General features: G+C 72.5%; 23 protein-coding genes. 15 read left to right on the top strand and 8 right to left on the bottom strand.

The features are described 5' to 3' along the window. Positions 1 to 56: 56 nt before the first annotated feature. The 3 genes from mshB to IE262_RS10340 all read left to right on the top strand — a co-directional run bounded on the left by mshB (position 57) and on the right by IE262_RS10340 (position 3,924). Positions 57 to 1,079 (top strand): N-acetyl-1-D-myo-inositol-2-amino-2-deoxy-alpha-D-glucopyranoside deacetylase, encoded by a 1,023-nt coding sequence (mshB, locus tag IE262_RS10350; RefSeq protein ID WP_189873023.1) that lies wholly within the window; start codon positions 57 to 59, stop codon positions 1,077 to 1,079. A 145-nt stretch (positions 1,080 to 1,224) separates the two neighbouring features. Further along, the gene (locus IE262_RS10345) at positions 1,225 to 1,596 is read left to right on the top strand and encodes a DUF6113 family protein (RefSeq protein ID WP_189873554.1); all 372 of its coding nucleotides are present in this window, start codon (positions 1,225 to 1,227) and stop codon (positions 1,594 to 1,596) included. A 159-nt stretch (positions 1,597 to 1,755) separates the two neighbouring features. Continuing rightward, the gene (locus IE262_RS10340; RefSeq protein ID WP_189873021.1) at positions 1,756 to 3,924 is read left to right on the top strand and encodes a hypothetical protein; all 2,169 of its coding nucleotides are present in this window, start codon (positions 1,756 to 1,758) and stop codon (positions 3,922 to 3,924) included. An 86-nt stretch (positions 3,925 to 4,010) separates the two neighbouring features. On the opposite strand, the gene IE262_RS10335 is transcribed toward IE262_RS10340, so the two are convergent. Both IE262_RS10335 and IE262_RS10330 read right to left on the bottom strand, forming a co-directional pair. Further along, the gene (locus IE262_RS10335; RefSeq protein ID WP_189873019.1) at positions 4,011 to 4,862 is read right to left on the bottom strand and encodes a transglutaminase family protein; all 852 of its coding nucleotides are present in this window, start codon (positions 4,860 to 4,862) and stop codon (positions 4,011 to 4,013) included. 17 nt (positions 4,863 to 4,879) lie between these two features. Beyond that, complete coding sequence (locus IE262_RS10330; protein WP_189873017.1) at positions 4,880 to 5,926, bottom strand: GNAT family N-acetyltransferase; 1,047 nt, start codon at positions 5,924 to 5,926, stop codon at positions 4,880 to 4,882. A 140-nt stretch (positions 5,927 to 6,066) separates the two neighbouring features. Between IE262_RS10330 and fdxA the strand changes: the two genes are divergently transcribed. Together fdxA and IE262_RS10320 are read left to right on the top strand one after the other, a co-directional pair. Beyond that, on the top strand, positions 6,067 to 6,396 hold the full coding sequence (gene fdxA / locus IE262_RS10325) for a ferredoxin (RefSeq protein ID WP_134029414.1): 330 nt from the start codon (positions 6,067 to 6,069) through the stop codon (positions 6,394 to 6,396). A gap of 97 nt (positions 6,397 to 6,493) precedes the next feature. Beyond that, a complete protein-coding gene (locus IE262_RS10320; RefSeq protein ID WP_189873015.1) occupies positions 6,494 to 7,588 on the top strand; it encodes a bifunctional succinyldiaminopimelate transaminase/glutamate-prephenate aminotransferase in 1,095 nt (364 codons plus the stop codon). Between the two features lie 124 nt (positions 7,589 to 7,712). Here IE262_RS10320 and IE262_RS10315 read toward each other — a convergent pair whose 3' ends face one another. Together IE262_RS10315 and IE262_RS10310 are read right to left on the bottom strand one after the other, a co-directional pair. Further along, on the bottom strand, positions 7,713 to 8,162 hold the full coding sequence (locus IE262_RS10315; protein WP_134029418.1) for an ATP-binding protein: 450 nt from the start codon (positions 8,160 to 8,162) through the stop codon (positions 7,713 to 7,715). 359 nt (positions 8,163 to 8,521) lie between these two features. Next, positions 8,522 to 9,541, bottom strand: coding sequence for a heavy metal transporter (locus tag IE262_RS10310; protein WP_189873013.1), 1,020 nt, complete (start codon positions 9,539 to 9,541; stop codon positions 8,522 to 8,524). A 139-nt stretch (positions 9,542 to 9,680) separates the two neighbouring features. On the opposite strand from IE262_RS10310, the gene dapE reads away from it, so the two are divergent. Together dapE and IE262_RS10300 are read left to right on the top strand one after the other, a co-directional pair. After that, positions 9,681 to 10,760 (top strand): succinyl-diaminopimelate desuccinylase, encoded by a 1,080-nt coding sequence (gene dapE, locus IE262_RS10305; protein WP_189873011.1) that lies wholly within the window; start codon positions 9,681 to 9,683, stop codon positions 10,758 to 10,760. Positions 10,761 to 10,879: 119 nt separating this feature from the next. Continuing rightward, positions 10,880 to 11,638 carry an LOG family protein gene (locus tag IE262_RS10300; RefSeq protein WP_189873009.1) on the top strand — a complete coding sequence of 253 codons (759 nt, stop codon included), beginning with the start codon at positions 10,880 to 10,882 and terminating at the stop codon, positions 11,636 to 11,638. A gap of 151 nt (positions 11,639 to 11,789) precedes the next feature. Here the strand turns inward: IE262_RS10300 and folP are convergent, their stop codons facing one another. Beyond that, positions 11,790 to 12,650: a dihydropteroate synthase gene (folP, locus tag IE262_RS10295; RefSeq protein WP_134029426.1), complete on the bottom strand. Its 861-nt coding sequence runs from the start codon at positions 12,648 to 12,650 to the stop codon at positions 11,790 to 11,792. A gap of 188 nt (positions 12,651 to 12,838) precedes the next feature. Here folP and IE262_RS10290 point away from each other — a divergent pair, with 188 nt between their 5' ends. Both IE262_RS10290 and IE262_RS10285 read left to right on the top strand, forming a co-directional pair. After that, positions 12,839 to 13,195, top strand: coding sequence for a DivIVA domain-containing protein (locus IE262_RS10290; RefSeq protein WP_189873007.1), 357 nt, complete (start codon positions 12,839 to 12,841; stop codon positions 13,193 to 13,195). Next, positions 13,192 to 13,773, top strand: coding sequence for a DNA-3-methyladenine glycosylase I (locus IE262_RS10285; RefSeq protein ID WP_134029429.1), 582 nt, complete (start codon positions 13,192 to 13,194; stop codon positions 13,771 to 13,773). The genes IE262_RS10290 and IE262_RS10285 overlap by 4 nt, the downstream gene beginning before the upstream one ends. Before the next feature lie 51 nt (positions 13,774 to 13,824). Here the strand turns inward: IE262_RS10285 and chcB are convergent, their stop codons facing one another. Further along, complete coding sequence (gene chcB / locus IE262_RS10280) at positions 13,825 to 14,628, bottom strand: 2-cyclohexenylcarbonyl CoA isomerase (RefSeq protein ID WP_189873005.1); 804 nt, start codon at positions 14,626 to 14,628, stop codon at positions 13,825 to 13,827. 375 nt (positions 14,629 to 15,003) lie between these two features. Here chcB and IE262_RS10275 point away from each other — a divergent pair, with 375 nt between their 5' ends. Then, positions 15,004 to 15,171 carry a DUF3117 domain-containing protein gene (locus IE262_RS10275; protein ID WP_003966491.1) on the top strand — a complete coding sequence of 56 codons (168 nt, stop codon included), beginning with the start codon at positions 15,004 to 15,006 and terminating at the stop codon, positions 15,169 to 15,171. A 195-nt stretch (positions 15,172 to 15,366) separates the two neighbouring features. On the opposite strand, the gene IE262_RS10270 is transcribed toward IE262_RS10275, so the two are convergent. Next, entirely contained in the window at positions 15,367 to 16,065 is a 699-nt protein-coding gene (locus IE262_RS10270) for an O-methyltransferase (RefSeq protein WP_134029433.1), read from the bottom strand. Positions 16,066 to 16,289: 224 nt separating this feature from the next. Between IE262_RS10270 and sigE the strand changes: the two genes are divergently transcribed. The 5 genes from sigE (at position 16,290) to IE262_RS10245 (ending at position 22,503) form a co-directional block, all read left to right on the top strand. Continuing rightward, positions 16,290 to 16,988, top strand: coding sequence for an RNA polymerase sigma factor SigE (gene sigE, locus IE262_RS10265; RefSeq protein ID WP_131571918.1), 699 nt, complete (start codon positions 16,290 to 16,292; stop codon positions 16,986 to 16,988). Then, entirely contained in the window at positions 16,985 to 18,232 is a 1,248-nt protein-coding gene (locus IE262_RS10260; protein ID WP_189873003.1) for a zf-HC2 domain-containing protein, read from the top strand. Before sigE ends, IE262_RS10260 begins: the two co-directional genes overlap by 4 nt. Positions 18,233 to 18,955: 723 nt before the next feature. Beyond that, positions 18,956 to 20,908: a S1C family serine protease gene (locus tag IE262_RS10255; protein ID WP_373305036.1), complete on the top strand. Its 1,953-nt coding sequence runs from the start codon at positions 18,956 to 18,958 to the stop codon at positions 20,906 to 20,908. A gap of 225 nt (positions 20,909 to 21,133) precedes the next feature. Continuing rightward, positions 21,134 to 21,583 (top strand): sec-independent translocase, encoded by a 450-nt coding sequence (locus IE262_RS10250; protein WP_189873000.1) that lies wholly within the window; start codon positions 21,134 to 21,136, stop codon positions 21,581 to 21,583. Positions 21,584 to 21,840: 257 nt separating this feature from the next. Then, complete coding sequence (locus IE262_RS10245) at positions 21,841 to 22,503, top strand: hypothetical protein (RefSeq protein ID WP_134029439.1); 663 nt, start codon at positions 21,841 to 21,843, stop codon at positions 22,501 to 22,503. A 63-nt stretch (positions 22,504 to 22,566) separates the two neighbouring features. Here IE262_RS10245 and IE262_RS10240 read toward each other — a convergent pair whose 3' ends face one another. Continuing rightward, complete coding sequence (locus tag IE262_RS10240; RefSeq protein ID WP_134029441.1) at positions 22,567 to 23,700, bottom strand: Mrp/NBP35 family ATP-binding protein; 1,134 nt, start codon at positions 23,698 to 23,700, stop codon at positions 22,567 to 22,569. Between the last annotated feature and the right edge of the window lie 37 nt (positions 23,701 to 23,737).

The raw sequence follows: 23,737 nt of genomic DNA, 5'->3' as shown, positions 1-23,737 counted from the left end.
CCTGTGAAGGGTCCGGGCCCACCGTGGCGCGGGGCGTCGCCTCGTAGGGTGGGCCCATGAGCGATCTGCCCTCCCCCAGCCCTCGGCCGGGGGGACCCCCATCTCGCTGCGCCCGTCGTCTGCTCCTTGTGCACGCACACCCGGACGACGAGTCGATCAACAACGGCGCCACCATGGCCAAGTACGCGGCCGAGGGCGCCCAGGTGACGCTGGTGACCTGCACGCGCGGCGAGGAGGGCGAGGTCATCCCGCCCCACCTGGCCCATCTCGCGCCCGACCGCGACAACGCGCTGGGCCCGTACCGCGAGGGCGAGCTGGCCGAGGCCATGAAGCAGCTCGGCGTCACCGACCACCGCTTCCTCGGCGGTCCCGGACGCTTCCACGACTCCGGGATGATGGGTGTCGAGCAGAACGACCGCGAGAGCGCCTTCTGGGCCGCCGACGTCGACGAGGCCGCGGCCCTGCTCGTCGAGGTGATCCGCGAGGTCCGCCCCCAGGTCCTCGTCACCTACGACCCGAACGGTGGCTACGGCCACCCCGACCACATCCAGGCCCACCGCGTCGCCATGCGCGCCGCCGACCTCGCCGCCGACCCCGGCTTCCGTACGGACCTGGGCGAACCCTGGGAGATCGCCAAGATCTACTGGAACCGGGTGCCACGCTCCGTGGCCGCCGAGGGCTTCGCCCGGCTCCGCGAGGCCCTGGGCCCTGAGTCGGAAGCGGCGCCTGCCGGACGAGACCCGGCCCGCCCTCTCGCCGAGCCCGCACGGCTGCCCTTCACCAGGGCCGCTTCCGTCATCGACGTCCCCGGAGTCGTCGACGACCGGATCGTCACCACCGAGATCGACGGCGCCGCCTTCGCCGCCGCGAAGGCCGCGGCCATGCGGGCACACGCCACCCAGATCACGGTCGCCGAGCCCTTCTTCGCGCTCTCCAACGAGCTCGCACAGCCGCTCTTCACCACCGAGTACTACGAGTTGGTACGCGGCCGACGCGAAGGGGGCGGGCGGGAGAGAGACTTGTTCCAGGGCGTCGAGGTGAACGTTTCGGCGCCGGAACAGAACGGAGCGGCCCTCTGATGCGTACGACTGGGTATGACCGATGCATGTGGCGCACGTGGCGTACGGGGCGTAGGGCCGGTGCCGGAAAGACGGGTGCCCGGTGAAGGCGGTGGGACCGCAGGGGCGCGGCGCGCAAGGCAGCGCGCTCGCACAGCCGTTGACGATGCCCCCGGCCGGGCGGGTCGCCGCCTACCTGGGGCTCCTGCTCCTCGGTGCCGTGGTCGGAGCGGCCGGGTCACTGGTGCAGTCCGCCTGGGTGCCGGTCGGACTGCTGCTCGCGTTGCTGGGTGCGGCGGGGCTCTTCCGGGGCGGCGCGTACGCGATGGGCACCCGGGCCGGAGCCGTCGCGCCCGCCGTCGGCTGGATGATCTCCGTCATCCTCCTCACCGCCACGCGTCCCGAGGGGGACTTCCTCTTCGCCGCGGGAGTCGTCTCGTACCTCTTCCTGCTCGGCGGCATGGCGGTCGCTGTGATGTGTGCCACGCTTGGCCCGGGGCGGCAACCGAACAGTCCCGGTGCCCGACTTGCCAAGTGACGTACCACTTCGCCACTGAGCGCCGGTGGAGGGCCCGTGTGGGTTTCCCCGGCGGTCGTGGGATACGGGCGAGAAGTGGCCAGTATGGTGGTGCGCGCCGCCGAGCCGCCCGACGTGTGAGGTCGTCGCGAGCGGCGAAGCCGATCGGGAGAACCTGCCTTGAGTCGTGAAACTGACACTTCGTCCTCCGGGCCCAACGGGCACGGAGGAGCCTCGTACCCGTCGGGGACCCCGCCGTACGGGACCCCCATGGCTTCCGACGGCGGCGGTGCCCCGGGCCGTTCGGCGGCGGGCACGCGGCCGGAGGATCGCAAGTCCGAGACCACGCAGACCACGCTGACCACGCGTGTCCGGATCAACATCCCCGGGTCGCGCCCCATCCCGCCGGTCGTCGTACGCACGCCGGTGGGGGAGGCCGAGACGGCGCCGGAGGACACCGTCGGCGAGTCGGAGACCACGGGCACCACGAGCATGCCCGTGCTCACGGACACCCCGTCGCCCTCACCGGAGCCCGCCGCGCCGGCCGACGACAAGACCAGCGACTGGTTTGCGCCACGCAGGCCCGGCGCGGCCAAGGCCGGTTCGGGCGGCGGCGCCACCAACGGGGCCGGACTTCCGGCGGGTTGGAGCGGGGGGCCGACAGGTCCTCAGGACGGCTCGGCGAACGGATCCGGCGCGGGCGCCGCGGGAGGTCTTCCACGCCGCGGCGGCCCGCGTGCGAACGGTGCCGGGCTCCCCGGTGCCACCGGCGCCGGACCCGTGGCACCCGGCCACGGCGGCGGCACCGGCTCCTTCGACGTGTCGGCCGCGCTGACGGCCGGCTCGCGCCCCGGAGCCACGCCCGACGGCGGCACGGGAGGGCGCGACGACCTGCCGTACTTCTCGGACGGCGGCACGAACGGCCGGGACGGCGGGCGCGGGCCCGCCGGAACGGGCGGGCCGAGCGGTCCCACCGGCGGCCCGGTCACCGGCGACGGAGCGCTGACATCCCCTCCCGGCTCCGGCCTGGGCCCCGGCGGAGCCCTGGGCATCGCCCCCGGCGGGCCCGGCACGGGCGCCGGACGTCCGGGCGGCGGCCCAAACGGCGGGGCACCCTTCGGCGCTCCCGGCCAGGACTTCTCCGCCCCCGGCGGCGGCCTCAGCGACGACACCGCGATCCTCACGCCGCAGCGCCCGGCGCCCGACCCGGGCGCCCAGGTCCCCGGCGGCCCCCGGGAGAACGTCTCCGGGGACACCCTGACCAGCGGCATTCCGGTGGTCCCGCCCGGTTCCCAGGACGCGCGCTTCGGACCGGGCGCCTCCGGTGGGCAGTCGGGGCCGCACACCCCGCCGAAGCTGCCGGAGCCCGCGCAGCCGGCCGCCTCCTCGAAGCCGCCCAAGAAGAAGGGCCGCAACAAGCTGGTGCTGCTGGGCGGTGGGCTCGTGTTCGTGGCGGCCGGCGTGTACGGCGCCGGGCTGCTCATGAACCACTCCGATGTACCCAAGGGCACCACCGTGCTCGGCGTCGACATCGGTGGCGGTACCCGCGACGACGCCGTCAAGAAGCTCGACAAGGTCCTCGGGGACCGCACGGACAAGGCGCTCAGGCTGTCCGTCGACGGCGACACCGTGTCGCTCCGGCCGGACCAGGCGGGCCTCCAGCTCGACGCCGACGCCACGGTCGGCGCCGCCGCGAAGAGCGACTACAACCCGGTGTCGGTGATCGGCTCGCTGTTCGGCCAGCAGCGGGTCATCGAGCCCGTCATGCCCGTCGACGGGGAGAAGCTGCGGGCCGCCCTGGAGCGGGCCGCGGGCGGCTCCGGCTCGGCCAGCGACGGCACGATCAAGTTCGAGTCCGGCAGGGCCGTCGCCGTGTACGGCAAGGCGGGCAAGGGCATCGCCGTCGACCAGGCCACGCGGGCCGTCGAGAAGGCCTACCGCACCCAGGTCGAGGTGGGCACGACCGACCCCGTGTCACTCCCCACCGCCACCAGGGAACCCTCGGTCCCCAAGGCCGAGGTCGACCGGATGATGACGGAGTTCGCGAAGCCCGCGATGTCCGGCATAGTCACGGTCAAGGCGGGTGCGGCGGAGGTCAGGTTCAGCCCGGAGAACTCGCTGTGGAAGTTCCTCGGAGTCAAGGCTCAGGACGGCAAGCTCGTCGAGTACTACGACAGGGCCGCGCTCAAGGAACTGTACGGCGGAACCTTCGACGGCGTACTGATCACGCGGGGCAACGGCAAGAAGACCCCGGTGACCCCCGAGGACGTGATCGGCGCCCTGCGCCCGGCCCTTCTCGGCAAGACGCCCGCAGAGCGCACGGCCGTGATCGAGACGAACCCGAGCTGACCGCCTGACCGCCTGACCATCACTTCACCGAAGGGCACCCGGTCCCGACCGAGTGCCCTTCGGCGACGTTCCCTCGGTGCGCCGGCTCAGTTGAGCATCGCCCGCGCCGCCCGTGCCTGGCTGCGCACCCGGTCGGCGGCCGGTTCGTCGACGGCCGAGACGACCTCGGCGTACGCGTCGAGTTCGGCGGCGCCCCGCAGGAAGTCGCCGCGCCGGACGAGAAGCTGGGCGTGCTCGTGGCGCAGGTGGGCGGGGTGGGAGGGCAGGAGCAGAGAGAGCTCCACGGCCCACAGCGAGACGTCCGACCGGTAGGGGCGGGCGGCGGCCCAGGCGCGGATGTTGTTGAGGACGCGCCGCACCACGTCGAGCGGGGCGGCGGGCTCCAGCATCGACGGTTCGAGCGCCGCGCCCGTGGCCCCCTGGACCAGCAGCTCCGCGTCCCCACCGGTCAGGACACGCCCTGAGTTGAACGGATCGGCGAGGACCTTGTCCTCGGGGGGCCCGAAACCCACGACGAAGTGTCCCGGCAGGGCGACTCCGTACACCGGCGCGCCCGCTCGCCGTGCGACCTCCATCCACACCACCGAGAGCAGGATGGGCAGACCGCGCCGCCGCCGCAGCACCTCGTGCAGGAACGACGACTCCAGCCGCCGGTAGTCCCCGGGCGTCCCGTGGAACCCGTGGCGCCCGCCGAGCAGTTCGGCCAGCGCGTGCGCCCAGGAGCGGGGGCCGCCGGGCCGGAACGGCACCTGACCGGCCAGCCGGTCCAGCTCGATCTGCGCCGCGTCCTCCCCGGCCTCGTCCAGCGCCCCGTCCCCGGCCGCCCCCACCAGCAGACACAGCGCCGCCAGATCCGGCCGCTCGGCCCGCGCCTCCTCCCCGAACCGGCGCCGCACCTCAGCGGCCCGCTCCGGCTCCGGAGGCCGTGGAGCACCCATGTCCTGCTCGTGCCCGGTCACGGCGATCGGTACGACTCGTCGGCGCGACCGCCGGGGCCGGCACCGGGCACATCCGGCTCCCGATAGTGGTGGTACTCGTGGTGTGCTCCGAAGCCCAGCGCCGCGTACAGCGCCCGCGCCCCCGCGTTGTCCTTCTCCACCTGGAGCCAGCCGGCCGAGGCGCCCTCGTCCAGGGCCTGGCGGGCGAGGGCGGTCATGACGGCGGTGGCGAGGCCCTGACGGCGACGGGACGGATCGACCTCCACCGCCGCGAACCCCGCCCAGCGGCCGTCCACCACACATCGCCCGATGGCCGCCGGAGGCGCCCCCGCAGGCCCCGGCACCGTCGCGAACCACACCGAAGGCCCACTTCTGAGTACCGTCAACGCGACCTCGCTCATCCCTTTGCGCTGGTAGCGGCTCAGCCATGCCTCGTCCACCACCCGCGACAGCACGACTCCGCCGGGCAGATCGTGGTCGGCGACGGGAGCCAGCGACCCCATCCACAGCTCGGCCGTCACCTCCCGCGTCCAGCCCCGCCGCTCCAGCTCCACGCACAGCGGCTCCTGCGTGCCCTCGGCGCCGGTGGCGAGCTGCAGATAGGCGGGGAGCCCACGGGCCGCGTACCAGGAGCGTATGGACGCCAGTGCCTCGTCCAGCGGCAGCCCCGGATCGCCCACCGGCAGCACGGAGTTGGCGCGCCGCGTGAATCCGGCTGCGGCCCGCAGTTCCCACGCGCCGAGCCGCTCCCGTTCCACCGCCTGCCAGCCGCGCGCGGCCACTCGCGCCAGTTCCGCGTACGAGGCCGCGGGCCCCCGCCGGCGCGCCGGAGCCGCGGGGACGACCTTGCCCGCCACCAGCGACGACTCCGCGATCCGGACCCGCTCACCCGTCCGCCGTGTGATCACCAGCACGCCGTTGTCCCATGATGTGAGAACGCCCACCGTGTCGGTGAACTTCTCACCCTTGGGTGCATCTTCGTCCAGCTGCCGTACCGAGACGCGTTTACCCACGTCAGCAGCGGTGACACGGACTTCGAGCCGTCCGCCGGCAGAGAATTCCACGGGTCGGTCCACCCCTCCTGTTCGGATCATGCCCAAGAACGGAGATACTAGGTGCGGGCATCGACGACGCCGCGCTCCCGCGCGCCAGGCGGCGGAGCCTGAGGAGGCCCGCCAGCGCCCTATCGAGGAGGAACGACAGCGTGACCTACGTCATCGCAGAGCCTTGTGTCGACGTCAAGGACAAGGCGTGCATCGAGGAGTGCCCGGTCGACTGCATCTACGAGGGGCAGCGGTCCCTCTACATCCACCCGGACGAATGCGTCGACTGTGGTGCCTGTGAACCGGTCTGCCCGGTCGAGGCGATCTTCTACGAAGATGACACCCCGGAGGAGTGGAAGGACTACTACAAGGCGAACGTCGAGTTCTTCGACGAGCTGGGCTCCCCCGGTGGCGCGAGCAAGCTGGGGCTGATCGAGCGTGACCACCCCTTCATCGCGGGCCTGCCCCCGATGAACCAGGAAGAGCACTGAGCGGCCCTCACCCGCGCAACCCCGGTCCCGTACGGTCCGATCGCCCTGATCGCCGTACGGGACCGAGGCGTACGTACGAGAAAGTGAGCCAGATCCCGTGTCCGCAGTCTCCGACCGCCTCCCCGCCTTCCCCTGGGACAAGCTGGAGCCCTACAAGGCGACGGCCACAGCTCACCCGGGCGGCATCGTCGACCTCTCCGTCGGCACCCCCGTGGACCCGGTTCCCGACCTGATCCAGAAGGCGTTGGTCGCCGCGGCCGACTCCCCTGGCTACCCGACCGTCTGGGGCACCCCCGAGCTGCGGAACGCGATCACGGGCTGGGTGGAGCGCCGCCTCGGCGCCCGCGAGGTCACCCACCGCCACATCCTCCCGATCGTCGGCTCGAAGGAACTGGTCGCCTGGCTGCCGACGCAACTGGGCCTCGGCCCCGGCGACCGGGTGGCCTACCCGCGGCTGGCCTACCCGACGTACGAGGTGGGCGCCCGCCTCGCCCGCGCCGACCACGTGGCGTACGACGACCCTACGGAGCTGGACCCGGCCGGTCTGAAGCTGCTGTGGCTGAACTCTCCCTCGAACCCCACGGGCCGGGTCCTCGGCAAGGACGAGCTGACCCGGATCGTCGCCTGGGCCCGCGAGCACGGCATCCTCGTCTTCTCCGACGAGTGCTACATCGAGCTGGGCTGGGAGGCCGACCCCGTCAGCGTTCTGCACCCGGACGTCTGCGGCGGCTCGTACGACGGGATCGTCTCGGTCCACTCCCTGTCCAAGCGGTCGAACCTGGCGGGCTACCGCGCGGCCTTCCTGGCCGGTGACCCCGCCGTCCTCGGCCCGCTCCTGGAGATCCGCAAGCACGGCGGCATGATGACCGCCGCGCCCACCCAGGCGGCCGTGGTCGCGGCCCTGGGCGACGACGCACACGTCCGCGAGCAGCGGGAGCGGTACGCGGCCCGCCGCACCCTCCTGCGTGACGCGCTGCTGAAGCACGGCTTCCGTATCGAGCACAGCGAGGCCAGCCTCTACCTGTGGGCGACCCGCGACGAGTCCTGCTGGGACACGGTGGCCCACCTCGCGGAGCGCGGGATCCTGGTCGCGCCCGGCGACTTCTACGGTCCGGCGGGCGACCGGTTCGTCCGCGTGGCGCTGACGGCGACGGACGAGCGGGTGGCCGCGGCGGTGGAGCGGCTCCACTGACCGCCCACTGAACGCCCACCCGAACGCCCCTGCGCACCGCAGGGACCGGACAGCGAAGGAGGGGCCGGGGAACGAAACGTTCCCCGGCCCCTCCTGGCCTGCGTACCGGTCGTGCTGCCGTCCGTCAGCCGAGCGGCAGGCCGCCCTTCAGCGGCGTGGCCTTGGCCGGCAGGGTGTTGCCCTTGCCGACGGAGCCGGTGGGCAGGCTGCCGCCCGCCGCCTTCGCGGTCTCACCGAGCAGGCCACCGGCCTCGCCCGCCGCGACCCCGGCCGTCTTCTGGGCGGCCGGCGCCATGGTCTTGGCCACCTTGCCACCGGTCCTGCCGGCGGCCGGCACGGCCTTGCTCACGGCCTTGCCTCCGGTCTTGCCCGCGAGCCCGGTGACCTTCTGCGCCGCGTCGTCGGCGGTGTTGCCGACGCTTGCCCCGTCCAGGGTGGACAGTCCGCCGAGGTTCGGGGTGGCCGGGAGTTCGGGCGCCGCGCTCGCGGAGCCGGCCGCACCGACCACGGAGGCCGCTCCCGCTGCGGTGAGCAGCGCGGCACGGGCGATCCGGTGGGTCAGGGGGAGGGTCATGATGCTCCTTTGACGGGAGGGAACGTTGAAGTGTCCGCCCGTTCCCGGGGGCTGAAGCGGCTGGTCGCCGATCGACCCTTGATCGTCCGGGCTCGGACGCAGTGACTACCGCTCGAAGGCCCCGAAAGTTGCGGTGGCGCCACGTAAAGAATTGGCAATGTATCGCATTATCAGATGCGGAGGAAAACGGGCAAAGTGAATCCCGCGGGCAAGCCGACGGAATCCTCAGAGCCCTTTGTTCCCAAGGGTTCTCGCGGATTCGCAGGGCTTCACGCGGTGGCCCGGGTGAGGGGGCGGAAATTTGCGCACATCGTCCACCGTGCGTGCCCGACATACCCCCTGAGGATGACCGTCGGCCACTACTGTCCAGTGACGATTCGAACGTGCGAGAGGCCGGTCCGCCCGCCGCCCGCGCCGCCGTCCGCCGGTGTGCGCCACGCCCCCGCCCGACCGCCGGCGACCCACTCCCGGCCCGCGTACGTGACGCGCTCGATGTGCAGCTCCGAGGAGTTGGCCACGGCCCAGTGCGCGAGTTCCCAGCCGCGGCGCCGGACCGAGGCCTCGGAGTCGGCGCCGGAGCCGGTGCCGGGCCGCACGGGGACGGTGACGTCGTGGGCGGCGGGGGTCGTGGGCGACGGGGCGGCGGCGGTAGCGGAGGCGGCGTCCGGGGACCCGGCGGTGCTCGTGGAATCGCCGGCCCGCATCTGCGTCGCGGCCGACGGGAGCACACCGCGGCCGAAGTCCCGTACGAGCGCGGCCCGCACCGCGTCGGGGCCGCCGTTCGGGGTCGCGCCGGGGCGCCCCTCGCAGGTCAGGGTGGCCGCGGCGCGGCCGGTCAGAGCGGCGGCCAGCAGCGTGGCGTCCGGCTCGTGCTTCGCGTACGCGTCCGGGAACCCGCTGCGCTGCACGCGCTGAGCGGCGACGGTCAGCGGCAGCCGCGTGTAGTCGGGCACCTTGGCGAGGTGCTTGTAGAACTCGCCCGCCGCGTACGCCGGGTCCATGATCTGTTCCTCGGTGCCCCAGCCCTGTGACGGGCGCTGCTGGAACAGGCCCAGCGAATCCCGGTCGCCGTGCGTGATGTTGCGCAGCCCCGACTCCTGCAGCGCGGTCGCGAGGGCGATGGCCACCGCCCGCTCGGGCATGCCGCGCGAGGTGCCCACGGCCGAGATCGTCGCGGCGTTCGCGGCCTGCTCCGGCGTGAACTCGTACGACGCGCCGTCGCCCTTCCCCGACACGACCTCGCACCGCGGGGCACCGTTGCCGCCGGTGAGGTACTGCACCGCCAGGTACCCCGCGAGCGAGAGAAGAACGACGAGGGCCGACCCGATACGGAGGAGGCGGCCACGGCGACGACGAGAGGGAGGGGACGGTTCCGACACGCCTCCGAATTTATCGGAGACACCTGTCGGCCACCGGTGCCTCTGTGATCACAGGGCCAGGGTGACGAGATCCGGACACGGAAGGACGCATTCCGGTGGGCGGTCGGCGCGGGCCGCGCAGGGCGTTATGGTCGTCGGCATGGCCGACACCCCGCTTGACCTCACGCTGGACGCCGCGCGGCTGACCGCGCAGCTCGTCGACGTCCCCTCCGAGAGCGGCAGCGAGAAGCCGCTCGCGGACGCGATCGAGGGCGCGCTGCGCGCCCTGCCGCACCTGACGGTCGACCGGTACGGCGACAACGTCGTGGCCCGTACGCACCTGGGCCGCGCCGAGCGCGTGATCCTCGCCGGACACATCGACACGGTCCCCATCGCGGACAACGTGCCGTCACGGCTGGACGAGGACGGCGTGCTGTGGGGCTGCGGCACGTGCGACATGAAGTCGGGGGTGGCGGTCCAGCTGCGGATCGCCGCCACGGTCCCGGAGCCGAACCGCGATGTGACCTTCGTCTTCTACGACAACGAGGAGGTCGCCGCACATCTGAACGGCCTGAAGCATATGGCGGAGGCCCACCCGGAGTGGCTGGAGGGCGATTTCGCGGTCCTCCTCGAACCCTCGGACGGCCAGGTCGAGGGCGGCTGCCAGGGCACCCTGAGGGTGCTGCTGAAGACGAAGGGCGAGCGAGCGCACTCGGCGCGCGGCTGGATGGGGTCCAACGCCATCCACGCGGCGGCCCCGATCCTGGCACGGCTGGCGGCGTACGAGCCGCGCTACCCGGTGATCGACGGCCTGGAGTACCGGGAGGGCCTGAACGCGGTCGGCATCTCGGGCGGCGTGGCCGGCAACGTGATCCCCGACGAGTGCGTGGTCACGGTCAACTTCCGCTACGCGCCGGACCGCACCGAGGCGGAGGCGCTGGCCCATGTCCGCGAGGTCTTCGCGGACTGCGGGGTGGAGGAGTTCGTGGTGGACGACCACAGCGGTGCGGCGCTGCCCGGTCTGTCCCACCCGGCGGCCGCCGCCTTCATCGAGTCGGTCGGCGGCACCCCGCAGCCCAAGTACGGCTGGACGGACGTGTCCCGCTTCAGCGCGCTGGGCGTCCCCGCCGTCAACTACGGCCCCGGCAACCCGCACCTGGCGCACAAGCGCGACGAGCGGGTGGAGACGGCGAAGATCCTCGCGGGCGAGGAGCGCCTGAGGGAGTGGCTGACGTCCTGACCACACCGCGGCACACCGATTGCCGTGACGGTTCATGGCGGACATGTCCAGGTCCCGCGTCCGTAACCCGCGTGGATCTACGCTGAGGCGGAACGACCAGCAAGGCGGAGGGAGCGCACATGGCTACCGGTAACCCGGAGGGCAAGAAGCAGCCACCGGAGGAGCAGCGGTTGGGTCCCGTACTGCGCAGGCGCGGTCAGGTGCAGGCGAGCACGACGGACCAGCGGCTGCTGGACGCGGGCGGTCCCTCCGACTGGGTCCACACCGACCCCTGGCGGGTCCTGCGCATCCAGTCGGAGTTCATCGAGGGCTTCGGCACGCTGGCGGAACTCCCACCCGCGATCAGCGTGTTCGGCTCGGCGCGGACTCCGGTGGACTCTCGCGAGTACGAGGCGGGAGTCGCCCTCGGGCGGGGCCTGGTCGACGCGGGCTTCGCCGTCATCACCGGTGGCGGTCCGGGCGCCATGGAGGCGGCCAACAAGGGTGCCGTCGAGGCGAGGGGCATCTCGGTCGGCCTCGGCATCGAGCTCCCCTTCGAACAGGGCCTGAACCCCTACGTCGACATCGGCCTCAACTTCCGCTACTTCTTCGTCCGGAAGATGATGTTCGTCAAGTACGCGCAGGGATTCGTGGTCCTGCCGGGTGGGCTCGGCACCCTCGACGAACTCTTCGAGGCCCTGACCCTGGTCCAGACCCAGAAGGTCACCCGCTTCCCCATCGTCCTCTTCGGCACCGCGTACTGGGGCGGCCTCGTCGACTGGCTCCGGAACACCCTCGTGGCCCAGGGCAAGGCCGCGGAGACGGACCTGCTCCTGTTCCACCTGACCGACGACGTGGACGAGGCGGTGGCGCTGGTGTCGAAGGAGGCGGGCCGGTAGGGGGCCGCCCCGGCCGGGGTTGGATTTCCAGCCCGCCCGGCGTGTGAGGACGAGGCCGTTCAGGCCGACAAGCGGGGGTCTGGGGGCGGCAGCCCCCAGGAAGGGATGGGACGGGTAGGGGCGGCGGAGGCGACGAAAACCGCCCCCGGACCTACGCCAGCCCCCGCCGCGCCACGGCCGGCGCGCGGTGCCCGGCGATCGACGCCACCATCTCCAGCACCTGACGGGTCTCCGCCACCTCGTGCACCCGATACACCTGCGCCCCCAGCCAGGCCGACACCGCCGTCGTCGCCAGCGTCCCGACCACCCGCTCCTTCACCGGTTTGTCCAGCGTCTCCCCGACGAAGTCCTTGTTGGACAGGGACACGAGCACCGGCCACCCCGTGGCGACCATCTCGCCCAGCCGCCGCGTCGCCTCCAGACTGTGCCGCGTGTTCTTGCCGAAGTCGTGCCCGGGATCGATGAGCACCGCCTCCCGGGGCACCCCGAGGGCCACCGCACGTTCAGCCAGCCCCACGGTCACCCGCAGGATGTCGGCCATGACGTCGTCGTACGTGACGCGATGAGGGCGGGTACGCGGCTGGGCACCGCCCGCGTGCGTACACACCAGTCCCACCCCGTACCGCGCCGCGACCTCCGCCAGCCGGGGGTCCACCCCGCCCCACGCGTCGTTGAGCAGATCCGCCCCCGCCTCGCAGACCGCCTCACCCACCTCGTGCCGCCAGGTGTCGACACTGATGACGACATCGGGGAACCGACGCCGGACCTCCGCGACGAAGCCCACGGTCCGCCGGGCCTCCTCCTCGGCCGTCACTTCCTCGCCGGGCCCGGCCTTGACCCCGCCGATGTCGATGATCGCGGCGCCCTCGGCCACCGCCTCCTCGACGCGCGCGAGTGCGGGCTCGTCCTGGAAGGTGGCCCCCTGGTCGTAGAAGGAGTCGGGCGTCCGGTTCACGATCGCCATGATCACCGGCTCGTGCGTGCCGAATTCACGCCTGCCCAGCCTGAGCATCCCCTGTGACCTCTTCCCGTACGTCCCGCTGCTTAGCCGCCTGTGACCCTAGCTGTCAGACTCGCATGGCACGATCGGAGCCGGACACATTCGACTTCGACTTCCGTGCCGGCGCACAGCGCGTCGCCCACTCGGCACCGGCCGAGGCGCCCCGACAGGCGCGGCACGATAGAAGGGGTACCTCAGCGATGTTCATGTTCCTGTTCCTGGTCGTCGCGCTGGCCGTCGTGGTCGCCGCGGTGACGCTCGCCGTGGTGGGCGGCGGCGAGAGCGCCACCCTGCCCGAGGCCGGGCCCGAGCGGGTCGAGGACCCCCTGCCGCAGGACCGCCCGGTGAACCGCGCGGACGTGGAGACTCTCCGCTTCCCCGTCGGCTTGCGCGGCTACCGCATGACGGACGTGGACGACGCCCTCGGCCGACTCGGCGCCGAACTCGCCGAGCGGGACAGCCGGATCGCGGAACTGGAGGCCGCCCTCGCCGCCGCCCACGCGACGACGGGCGCCTCCTCCAGCTCGCTGCACAAGCCGGAGGAGGGCGACCAGTGAGCGGCAGCGCGGCAGCGGGACCGGACGGCAGGCTGCGCTGCCCGTGGGCGCTGTCGACCGAGGACTACGTGGCGTACCACGACGAGGAGTGGGGCCGCCCGGTGCACGGTGACGACGCCCTGTTCGAGCGGCTCTCCCTGGAGGCCTTCCAGTCCGGGCTCTCCTGGATCACCATCCTGCGCCGCCGCCCCGGCTTCCGGGCCGCCTTCGCCGACTTCAAGATCGCCGCGGTGGCGACGTTCACCGACGACGACCGTGCCCGTCTCCTCGCCGACCCCGGCATCATCCGCAACCGCGCCAAGGTCGACGCGACCCTCGCCAACGCCCGCCTGCTGGCCGAGTGGTCCCCGGGCGAGCTGGACGAGTTGATCTGGTCCCACGCCCCGGACCGCGCGACCCGTCCCGTCCCGAGGACCCTCGCCGACGTACCGGCCGTCACGGAGGAGTCGACGGCCCTGTCGAAGGCCCTCAAGAAGCGGGGCCTGCGCTTCGTGGGGCCCACGACGGCATACGCGCTGATGCAGGCGTGCGGCCTGGTCGACGACCACCTGGAGGACTGCACGGCAAGACGCCGCTGAGCAGCCGCGCGGTCCGCCCCCGTGCCCTGATCTCGACCCCGACCCCGGCCCTCACCGTCCCAGGTACTTCGGCTTCTCCTTGTTGACGAACGCCTGCACCGCGATCCCGTGGTCCGCCGAGGAACCCGCCCGCGTCTGCAACTCGTCCTCCTTGTCCAGCGTCTCCTCCAGCGAGTGGGACAGCCCGTACGCGACGGCTTCCTTCAGCGCCGCGTACGCCAGCGTCGGGCCCTCGGCCAGCGTCCGGGCCGCCTTCTCCGCCTCGGCCCGCAGCTCGGCCGCCGGGACGACCCGGCTCGCGATGCCCAGCTCGTACGCCTCCTGGGCCTTGATGCCGCGCGGGAAGAGCAGCAGGTCGGTGGCGCGCCCCGGGCCGACGACCCGCGGCAGGGTCCACGAGACACCGGAGTCGGCGGTCAGCGCGACCCCGGCGAACGACGTGTTGAAGGACGCCGTGTCCGCGACGACCCGGTAGTCCGCGGCGAGGGCGAAGCCGAGGCCCGCTCCGGCCGCGACCCCGTTCACCCCGGCCACCACGGGCTTCGCCATCCCGGCCAGCGCCCGCACGATCGGGTTGTAGTGCTCGCGTACGGTGCTCATGGTCTGGCCGGAGCCGGTCTCGCGGTCCGCCGCCAGCAGCCCGATGTGCTCCTTCAGGTCCTGCCCCACACAGAACGCGCGGTCCCCGGCGGCCGTCAGCAGCACGGCCCGTACGGCGTCGTCGGCGGCGGCGGACCGCGCGGCCTCCCGGAGGGCGACCTTGGTCTCGACGTTCAGCGCGTTCATCGCCTCCGGGCGGTTCAGCGTGATCGTCGCCAGCCCGTCACTCACTTCGTAGAGCACGGTGTCGGCCATGTCGGTTCCCCTCCGTGTCGCGGCTCCGGCGTACCGGGCGGTACGTCCCTGCGTCATCGCACAGCATGGCGGAGATCACCGGCGGTGGCGCGGGCAGGACATGTGACCTGCGTCAAAGAATTCCGGCCGGTGGAACTCCGGCGGATCTCCCCGCGGTCGCGCAGTATCGCAGCCACATCGCCGAATTGAGTGGTTTTGCTCGCGTGCGTTGCTCAAGCGATGCCGACTGATGTTGGTCATCGGGTCCTGAGATGCGGGATAATGGCCTGGAAGCAATGTGTTCGATGCCGGTGTCGCGTGTCCGAGTAACGAGCGCGCGTGCCCTTCAAGGGGCCGTCGGCTGACGGTGAGCTGGTTTCAGGAAGGGGAACGAGCATGGCGGCCATGAAGCCGCGGACGGGCGACGGCCCGCTCGAGGTGACCAAGGAGGGGCGGGGCATCGTCATGCGCGTTCCGCTCGAAGGCGGCGGTCGGCTCGTCGTCGAGCTGACCCCTGACGAGGCCGACGCCCTCGGCGACGCCCTCAAGAAGGTCGTCGGCTGACGCTGGGAAGCGACCATACCCTTTCAACTACCCCGGTACCGAACGTGCGGTGCCGGGGTAGTTGTTTCTCCGGAGCGTTCTCCGGAGTGACTGTTCCCCGGGGCCGGTTCCGCCGGTCGGCACGTGACGCCGCACCCCCGACGGGCGCCCGCTACGCGGTCAGCCGTTGAGCGAACGCTCCAGGGACGTGCGTGGTCACCGCTTGACCGCGCACAGCAGCCCGTCGCCCACCGGCAGCAGCGACGGCAGCAGGTCCTGGCTCTCCCGGACCGTGCGCAGCAGCTCGCGGATGCGTATGACCTCCGTGGGCTGCGGGCCCGAGTCGATGGTCCGGCCGTGGGCGAAGACACCCTCGAAGACCACCAGGCCGCCGGGGCGGAGAAGGCGCAACGATTCAGCGAGGTACTCCAGGTACTCCAGCCGGTCACCGTCGCAGAAGACGAGGTCGTAGCCGGCGTCCGCGAGCCGGGGGAGGACGTCCAGGGCGCGGCCCGGGATGAAACGGGCCCGGTTGCTGGCGAAGCCGCAGGCGCGGAAGGCCTGCCGGGCGAACTGCTGGTGCTCCGGCTCCGGATCCACGGTGGTCAGCACCCCGTCCGGCCGCATACCGCGCAGCAGATGGAGCCCGGAGACGCCGGTCCCGGTCCCGATCTCCGCCACCGCCTTCGCGTCCACGGTGGCGGCGAGCAACCGCAGCGCGGCGCCCGTGCTGGGCGACACCGAGCGCAGCCCTGCCTCGCGGGCCCGGTCACGGGCCCAGTGCAGTGCTTCGTCCTCGGCGACAAAGGCGTCGGCGAACGCCCAGCTAGTCGGCCGGTTGCCGGTAATGACCCTCTCCTGTCCCCGTGGTTGCCTCGGCGTGACTGTATCCGTTGGCGTCGGGAACCCGCAGATGGGACCGGTCGTTTAGAGGGGGTGGCAAGGAGGCCGGGGGATACTGGATGGATCACGACGCCGAGCAAGTGCTGACGCAGGGCCATCAGCCGTGTCAGCGTGTATCAAAATCTCGTAAAACCGCTTATCCGGAGCTAACGGGCGAGGTGGCTATGGTAGGGGCTCCACTGGACACCACCAGAGCCGACAGGGGAGGTGCGGCTGCGCCTGGGGATCGGGGAGGAGTGCTGAGGCGCTTCCTCGGGTCGGCAGGCAGGCCGAAATCCGTGAACGACACCGCTGACCGCAACCACGCCGCTGACTTCACCCAGACCGCGACCTTCTCCACCGACGCGGACGGGCAGGCGTGGACTCCGCCCACCTGGGAGGAGATCGTCAGCACCCACAGCGGCCGCGTCTACCGACTGGCATACCGCCTCACCGGAAACCAGCACGACGCGGAGGACCTCACCCAGGAGGTCTTCGTCCGCGTCTTCCGCTCCCTGTCCACCTACACGCCGGGCACCTTCGAAGGCTGGCTGCACCGCATCACCACGAACCTCTTCCTGGACATGGTGCGCCGCAAGCAGCGCATCCGCTTCGACGCGCTCGGTGAGGACGCGGCCGAGCGGCTGCCCAGCCGTGAGCCGTCCCCGCAGCAGGTCTTCAACGACTCGCACTTCGACGCTGACGTCCAGCAGGCCCTCGACACCCTCGCGCCCGAGTTCCGCGCCGCCGTGGTGCTCTGCGACATCGAAGGACTGTCGTACGAGGAGATCGCCGCGACCCTCGGCGTGAAGCTCGGCACGGTGCGTTCCCGGATCCACCGCGGCCGCTCCCAGCTCCGCAAGGCCCTCGCGCACCGTTCGCCGGAGGCCCGTGCCGAGCGCCGGGGATTCGTGGTGGGCGTGCCCGCGCTGGGAGGAGGGGGCGCTACCGCGTGAGTGGATCACGACCGCATCCCGGCGAGCGCCGCGTCGCCGACCAGCATCTTGGGGACCGACTCTCCGCCCTGGTGGACGGAGAGCTCGGTCATGACGCGCGTGAGCGCGTCCTGGCCCACCTCGCCACCTGTGCGAAGTGCAAGGCGGAGGCGGACGCCCAGCGTCGGCTGAAGAACGTGTTCGCGGAGGCAGCCCCTCCCTCGCCCTCCGAGAGCTTCCTGGCCCGCCTCCAGGGGCTTCCCGGCGGAGGCGACCTCGACGGCCGTGGCCTGCCGCTGGGTGGGGGAGGCTTCGGCGGAAGACTTCCGGGCCCGGGTGGACGCGCGGGGCTCCCCGGTGACCCCAGGGTCGCCGGAGGCCCCGGAGTCTTCGGAGTGAGCGGCGAGCCCTTCGGATACGTCCCGTCGGGGCCGCACGCCGGTGTGCTGTCGCCGTCGGAGGAGCGCGGCCTGTTCGGTGGCCGCGGGCTCGCCGGCGGACGGGGATTCTTCGGCGAGCGCGGGCTGCCCGGCGGCGAGCGCGGGTTCTTCGGCGACCGGGGCCCGGGCCTGCCCGGGGTCGGGGGAGCCGCGGAGAGCCGTGAGCCCGCCCGGACCGACGCGAGCGGGTCCGCCGAGGGCGCGAAGACCGCCGGGCCCGTTGCCGACGAGGACGGCGCTGGCCAGCGTGGCTTCCGCATCCACCACGTCGGGCGTCACGACGCCGAGCGGCAGGCCTCGCGGGGCCTGCGTTTCGCCTTCGTCGCGGCCGGAGCGGTGTCGCTGGCCGCCATCGCGCTCGGCGGGGTGTCCACCGGCGGACCCGTGGACACCACGGAGACACGGGGCGGTTCCGGTTCGGGAAGCAATGTGACGCCGATGCGGGCGCCCGGTTCGGGCACCACCACCGTCCCCGAGTCACAGCGCCGCCGCGGATCCGTGGCACCGCTGCTCGGACAGGGCTACGGGTCGACGGGCGACGCCCCCGTGGCGCCCACCGAGGTGTCCGCACCTCTGCTGCCCGGAATCCCCGCTCCGGCCGGCCAGGGCCGGCAGTCCGCGCATCCGCTGACCGCACCTGTCGTGGCCGACGCGGCCGCGATGTCCCCGCTCATACGGCCGCTCCCGGCACACCCGCAGGTGCTGTCCGCTCAGTGGCCGACGCCACTGGAGCTCACCGCCCCGGGCCTGCTGACCACTCCCGGCCTGCTGACCGCCCCCGCCGCGACCACGTCCCCCGCACCCACCCCGCCCACGGTCCCCTGACCCCGTGCACTGCGCCGCGGCCCCTGAACCTGGTTGAATCCATGCTGGGCCGCGTCCGCCGGGGTGACCCCGGACGCGGAGTCGACGATCTGCGATGACCGCCGGCGAGTCGTGCCGCGGGCCAGGTGTGGGGAGAGCATGAACGAGGGGAAGCCCACGAAGGCGAAGTGGTGGAGCCGCCCACGAGCCCAGGGCACGGGGGCCGACCTGACGCCGGAGCACATGACGGCGATGAGAGTCCCGTCGGGGCCTGAGGACGGTCGTGGCGTGCAGCCGGGGGGCGGGGGCACCGAGGACCCGTCTAAGGGTTCCTCGGTCGGCCAGGGTGATGTGGGGGCGAGTGCGGCGGCGGTTCAGGACGGCGTGGCCGGTCCGGCGGAGGCGAGTGCGGCGGTGACAGTGAGGGCGGGAGCAACTGACGCCGGCGAGGGCGACGGTGGCGGCGACTTCGAGTTGCGGCGCCCGGACGAGGCGGCTCCCGACGGTCGCGCGGCGACCGACGGCGACTTCGAACTGGCCCGGCCCGAGGGCGGGGCGACGCGGGCCGAGAGCCGTGCCCCCGTGCGTGAAGAGCGAGGCGGTGAGGGCGACTTCGAGCTCGAACGGCCGGTTGCTGCCGCGACGCCTGGGCCTGCGTCCGCGCCCGCGCCTGAGTCCGCGCCCGCGCCTGAGTCCGCGCCCGCGCCTGAGTCCGCGCCTGAGTCCACGCCCCGGCCTGAGCCCGTGCCCGCACCTGCACCCGTGCCTGACGCCAACTCCGCGCCCGACGCCGCGCCCGTGCCCGAGCCCGAGCCCGTGCCCGAGGTCGGTGCGGTGACCGAGGCGAGCAGTGTGGCCGAGGCCGCAGGCCACCCCGCGCCCACCGGTGCCGTACCGGCGAGTGCCGTGCCCACCGATGCGGTACCGGCGAGTGCCGCGCCCATTGGTGCCGTACCGGGGAGCGCCGTGCCCACCGATGCGGTACCCGCGAGCGCCGTGCCCACCGGTGCCGTACCGGCGAGTGCCGTGCCCGTCGGCGACGCGGCCTCCCGTCCCATACCCGGGGCCGACATACCCCGGGGCAGTGAGGCCGGCGCCCGTGCGGAGGCTCCCGAAGGGGCCTTCGGCGAGCGGCCCAAGCCGCTGCACGACCCCGATCCCTACAGCACCCCGCCCTACGGCGAGCCGGGGCCATGGGCACCCGCGCCGCCGGTGCAGCACCCGGGAACTCCCGCGCACGGTACGGCCGTTCCGCAGATGCCCCCGCCCCACGGCGTGCCCGCCGCAGCGCAGGCCACGGCGCCCCCGATGCCAGGCCCGGCCGTCGGCGCGCCCCAGGGCGCCACCATGCCGGCCGCTTCCCCCGAGCCCACGCCTCCGCCCGAGCAGGGAGCCACCCGCGTCCCGGACGGCACACCCGCTCCGGCCCCCGCCCAGGAGGCCACGTACTCCGGCGGCACCCCCCAGCCGCCCGCGGCCCCCATCGGACCCCCGTCCCGCGACCCCTGGCAGAACTACGATCCCTGGGCGGCCGCCCCCGGCCCGCTCCAGCAGAACGGTGCCGCGGTCCCGACCCAGGACCAGCGGCGCAAGCGGGCGCGGAAGACCCTCGTCCTGGGCGCCGTGCTGCTCGCGCTCGGAGCCGGCGGGATCGGCGGAGCCGTCGGCTCCTATCTGGAGCGGAACGGCGGGATCGGGGGCGTCGAGTTGCCCCAGGACGGGAACGGCGCCAAGGGCCGCGCGCCCGACAGCGTCGCCGGGATCGCCGCCAGCGCGCTGCCCAGCGTGGTCACGCTGCACGTGAGCGGCGCGGACGCGCAGGGCACCGGCACCGGCTTCGTGCTCGACAAGCGAGGGCACATCCTCACCAACAACCATGTCGTGGAGCCCGCCGGTGACGACGGCGAGATCTCCGTGACCTTCAGCGGCGGCGAGACCGCCAAGGCCACCGTCGTCGGCCGGGACAGCGGCTACGACCTCGCTGTGGTCAAGGTCACGGGCGTGAGCGGGCTCAAGCCGCTGCCCCTCGGTGACTCCGACAACGTCCAGGTCGGCGACCCCGTCGTCGCCATCGGGGCCCCCTTCGAGCTGTCCAACACCGTCACCTCGGGCATCATCAGCGCCAAGGAGCGCCCCATCACCGCGGGCGGAGAGAAGGGCGACGGCAGCGACGTCAGTTACGTGGACGCGCTGCAGACCGACGCCCCGATCAACCCGGGCAACTCCGGCGGCCCGCTCGTCGACGCGGGCGCCCGTGTGATCGGCATCAACAGCGCGATCCGCTCCGCCGGTACCGGCTCGGACCTGGAGGGCGGGCAGGCCGGTTCGATAGGGCTCGGCTTCGCCATTCCCATCAACCAGGGCAAGCGCGTCGCCGAGGAACTGATCAACACAGGCAGGGCGACCCACCCCGTCATCGGCGTCACGCTCGACATGGACTACGCGGGGGACGGCGCACGGGTCGGCACCGAAGGCAGCGGCGGCCGGCCTCCGGTCAACGTCGGCGGCCCCGGGTACAAGGCGGGCATCAAGGCGGGCGACGTCATCACCGAGGTCGGCGGACAGCGCATCCACTCAGGTGAGGAGCTCATCGTCAAGATCCGCGCCCACCGCCCCGGCGACCGGCTGGAACTGACCCTTCAGCGCGACGGCCGGGCCAGGAAAGTCACCCTGACTCTCGGCTCCTCCGGCGGGTGAGCGGGGCGGGCACGATGGACAGCAGTTCACAGCACACACCCCGAACCACCTCCGAACGGTGAACTTCGCGGAAAACGGGCCCTGTAGACGAACCCGGGAGCGCCGTGGCAGTACCGGACGGACAGGAACGCCGGGTACCGTGGACCCGGCCCGGACCACGGAAGTCACCACGGAACGACCCGGAGGGCCGACGGACAGGGCCGAGGACATCGCAAGGAGCTTCAGGTGTTCAATGACATAGGACCGCTAGAGCTGGTGACGCTCGTCGTCCTCGCCGTGCTCATCTTCGGCCCGGAGAAGCTCCCCAAGATGATCCAGGATGTCACGCGCACCATCCGCAAGATCCGCGATTTCTCCGAGAGTGCCAAACAGGACATCCGGCAGGAGCTCGGCCCGGAGTTCAAGGACTTCGAGTTCGAGGACCTCAACCCCAAGACGTTCATCCGCAAGCAGCTGGACAACGACGAGCTGGGCATCAAGGAGATCCGTAACGGCTTCGACCTGAAGAAGGAAGTGGCCGAGATCACGGACGCGGTGAACGGCCAGGAGGCGGAGGCGTCCACGGGTGCCACCGCCGGGTCCGTCGGCGGCAGCGGCGGCACCGTCGACCTGACCAAGAAGCCCCGGACGAGCCGGCAGGTCGAGCGCCCGCCCTTCGACATGGACGCCACCTGAGCCGTACGCCACCCGAGCAGCACCCGGGTCGCCCGAAGGGCCGCACGCCTCCGACGTGACGCGAGTCATACCCGCACCATCCCTCGTACGGCGTGAACCAGCCCCGTGCGCGCCTCGCGCGCCGGGCGCTTTCCCTCCTGCTCGCAGAGCTGTGGCTATGCTGCCCAGTTGATGTGCGGACCGTATGAGTGTGAGCGACGACGCCCGAGGGGGGCGGGCCGCTCCGGTCCGCCGAGAGCGAGGAGGCGTCCGGGCACATGGACACGACGAGTCGGGTAGGCGCGCAGGCGCCGGTCGCGGAGGACGGACAACCGGACCCCTCCGCCCGGCGCACGGTCGACAGCTACCTGCGGGCGCCCTTCCCGTGGTACGGCCTCGACGAGGCCTTCACGGGGCCGCGCTGGCTGGTGCAGGTGGGTACCGCGGCCGACGGCGCCGTCGAGTACGGATCGATCGGGCACGGCGACGAACCCTCGATCCGCAACGAGGGCACCGGCGAGGACGGCAAGGAGCGCTTCGCCATCGTGGTCACGGTCGCCGCGAACCCCGTACGGCGGAGCGCGGACGGCACGGGGGTGCTGGAGGCCACCTCGGTCTCCTCGGCGGCCTGGCTGGCCGGTGTGGGGCTGCTGTCGTTCACCTGGCCCGGCCAGATGGACCACAGCCTGCGGGACGACTGGCTGGACCAGCAGACCGAGACCGCCTGGGTCCTCGCGGACGATCTGAACGGCCCCGACTGGACCACCCTCTCCCTCCCCGTGGACGGCGTCCCCACGCCCTTCCACTACCGGGAGTCCGAGTTCGGCTGGGTCCTCGCGGGCTCCACGCCGGAGGGCGTCCACGTGGGCGCGTACGGCAGGGGGATGAGTGCGTACGGGCTGGGCTTCGCCGTGATCAAGGACATCAGGGCGTACGGGTAGCCTGCGGCGCTCGGCCGGGAGGGGCGCCGTTGGAGTACGGCGCCCCCGCCGTCGCACGACCCTCTAGAACTTGTTCTTCGGTGTGATCCCCAGCGACATGCCCGACAGCCCGCGCTGCCGGCCGCCCAGCTTCCCCGCGATCGCACGCAGGGCCGAGCCCGCCGGGGACTCGGGGTCCGTGAGAACGACCGGCTTGCCCTCGTCGCCGCCCTCGCGGAGGCGGACGTCGATCGGGATGTCTCCCAGCACCGGGACTGTCGTGCCCGTGGTACGTGACAGACCGTCGGCCACCGCCTGGCCGCCGCCCGTGCCGAAGACGTCGACCATCTCACCGCAGTGCGGGCAGGGCAGGCCCGACATGTTCTCGACCACACCGACGATCTTCTGGTGGGTCTGCACCGCGATGGAGCCGGCCCGTTCCGCGACCTCCGCCGCCGCCTGCTGAGGCGTCGTCACGACCAGGATCTCGGCGTTCGGGACCAACTGGGCGACCGAGATGGCGATGTCACCCGTGCCCGGGGGCAGGTCCAGGAGCAGGACGTCCAGGTCGCCCCAGTACACGTCCGCCAGGAACTGCTGGAGCGCGCGGTGGAGCATCGGGCCGCGCCACACGACGGGCGCGTTGCCCGGGGTGAACATGCCGATCGAGATGACCTTCACACCGTTCGCGGACGGCGGCATGATCATGTTCTCGACCTGGGTGGGGCGTCCGTCGGCGCCCAGCATGCGCGGCACGGAGTGGCCGTAGATGTCGGCGTCCACGACGCCGACCTTCAGGCCGTCCGCCGCCATCGCCGCCGCCAGGTTCACGGTCACGGAGGACTTGCCGACGCCGCCCTTGCCGGAGGCCACCGCGTACACGCGGGTCAGCGAGCCCGGCTTGGCGAAGGGGACCTCGCGCTCGGCCTGGCCGCCGCGCAGCGCGGACGCCAGTTCCTTGCGCTGCTCGTCGCTCATGACGTCCAGCGTGACGTCGACGCCTGTGACCCCCTCGACCCGCGAGACCGCGTCCGTCACGCGCTGCGTGATCGTGTCCCGCATCGGGCAGCCGGAGACCGTCAGGTACACGGTGACCGCGACCGCTCCGTCCGAGCCGATCTCCACCGATTTGACCATCCCGAGCTCGGTGATGGGGCGGTTGATCTCGGGATCGTTCACCGTCGCCAGTGCCTCGCGCACCGCGTCTTCCGTAGCCATAGGACGATGGTACGGCGACCCGCGGGGGCCCTGGGAG

Origin of the sequence: Streptomyces bluensis (genome assembly GCF_014650715.1) — a bacterium.
Taxonomy (GTDB): domain Bacteria; phylum Actinomycetota; class Actinomycetes; order Streptomycetales; family Streptomycetaceae; genus Streptomyces; species Streptomyces bluensis.
The sequence above is the reverse complement of the archived record's forward strand: the minus strand, read 5'-3'. Positions and strand labels throughout refer to the sequence as shown.

Bases quoted from the DNA above. Each gene is read 5' to 3' on its own strand.
- folP (WP_134029426.1), bottom strand. From the start codon at position 12,650: ATGCTCAGGCTGGGCAGGCGTGAATTCGGCACGCACGAGCCGGTGATC.
- IE262_RS10290 (WP_189873007.1), top strand. From the start codon at position 12,839: ATGTTCATGTTCCTGTTCCTGGTCGTCGCGCTGGCCGTCGTGGTCGCC.
- chcB (WP_189873005.1), bottom strand. From the start codon at position 14,628: ATGGCCGACACCGTGCTCTACGAAGTGAGTGACGGGCTGGCGACGATC.
- IE262_RS10300 (WP_189873009.1), top strand. From the start codon at position 10,880: ATGGCTACCGGTAACCCGGAGGGCAAGAAGCAGCCACCGGAGGAGCAG.
- IE262_RS10335 (WP_189873019.1), bottom strand. From the start codon at position 4,862: ATGGGTGCTCCACGGCCTCCGGAGCCGGAGCGGGCCGCTGAGGTGCGG.
- IE262_RS10245 (WP_134029439.1), top strand. From the start codon at position 21,841: ATGGACACGACGAGTCGGGTAGGCGCGCAGGCGCCGGTCGCGGAGGAC.
- IE262_RS10315 (WP_134029418.1), bottom strand. From the start codon at position 8,162: ATGACCCTCCCCCTGACCCACCGGATCGCCCGTGCCGCGCTGCTCACC.
- IE262_RS10345 (WP_189873554.1), top strand. From the start codon at position 1,225: ATGCCCCCGGCCGGGCGGGTCGCCGCCTACCTGGGGCTCCTGCTCCTC.
- mshB (WP_189873023.1), top strand. From the start codon at position 57: ATGAGCGATCTGCCCTCCCCCAGCCCTCGGCCGGGGGGACCCCCATCT.
- IE262_RS10275 (WP_003966491.1), top strand. From the start codon at position 15,004: ATGGCGGCCATGAAGCCGCGGACGGGCGACGGCCCGCTCGAGGTGACC.
- dapE (WP_189873011.1), top strand. From the start codon at position 9,681: ATGGCCGACACCCCGCTTGACCTCACGCTGGACGCCGCGCGGCTGACC.
- IE262_RS10240 (WP_134029441.1), bottom strand. From the start codon at position 23,700: ATGGCTACGGAAGACGCGGTGCGCGAGGCACTGGCGACGGTGAACGAT.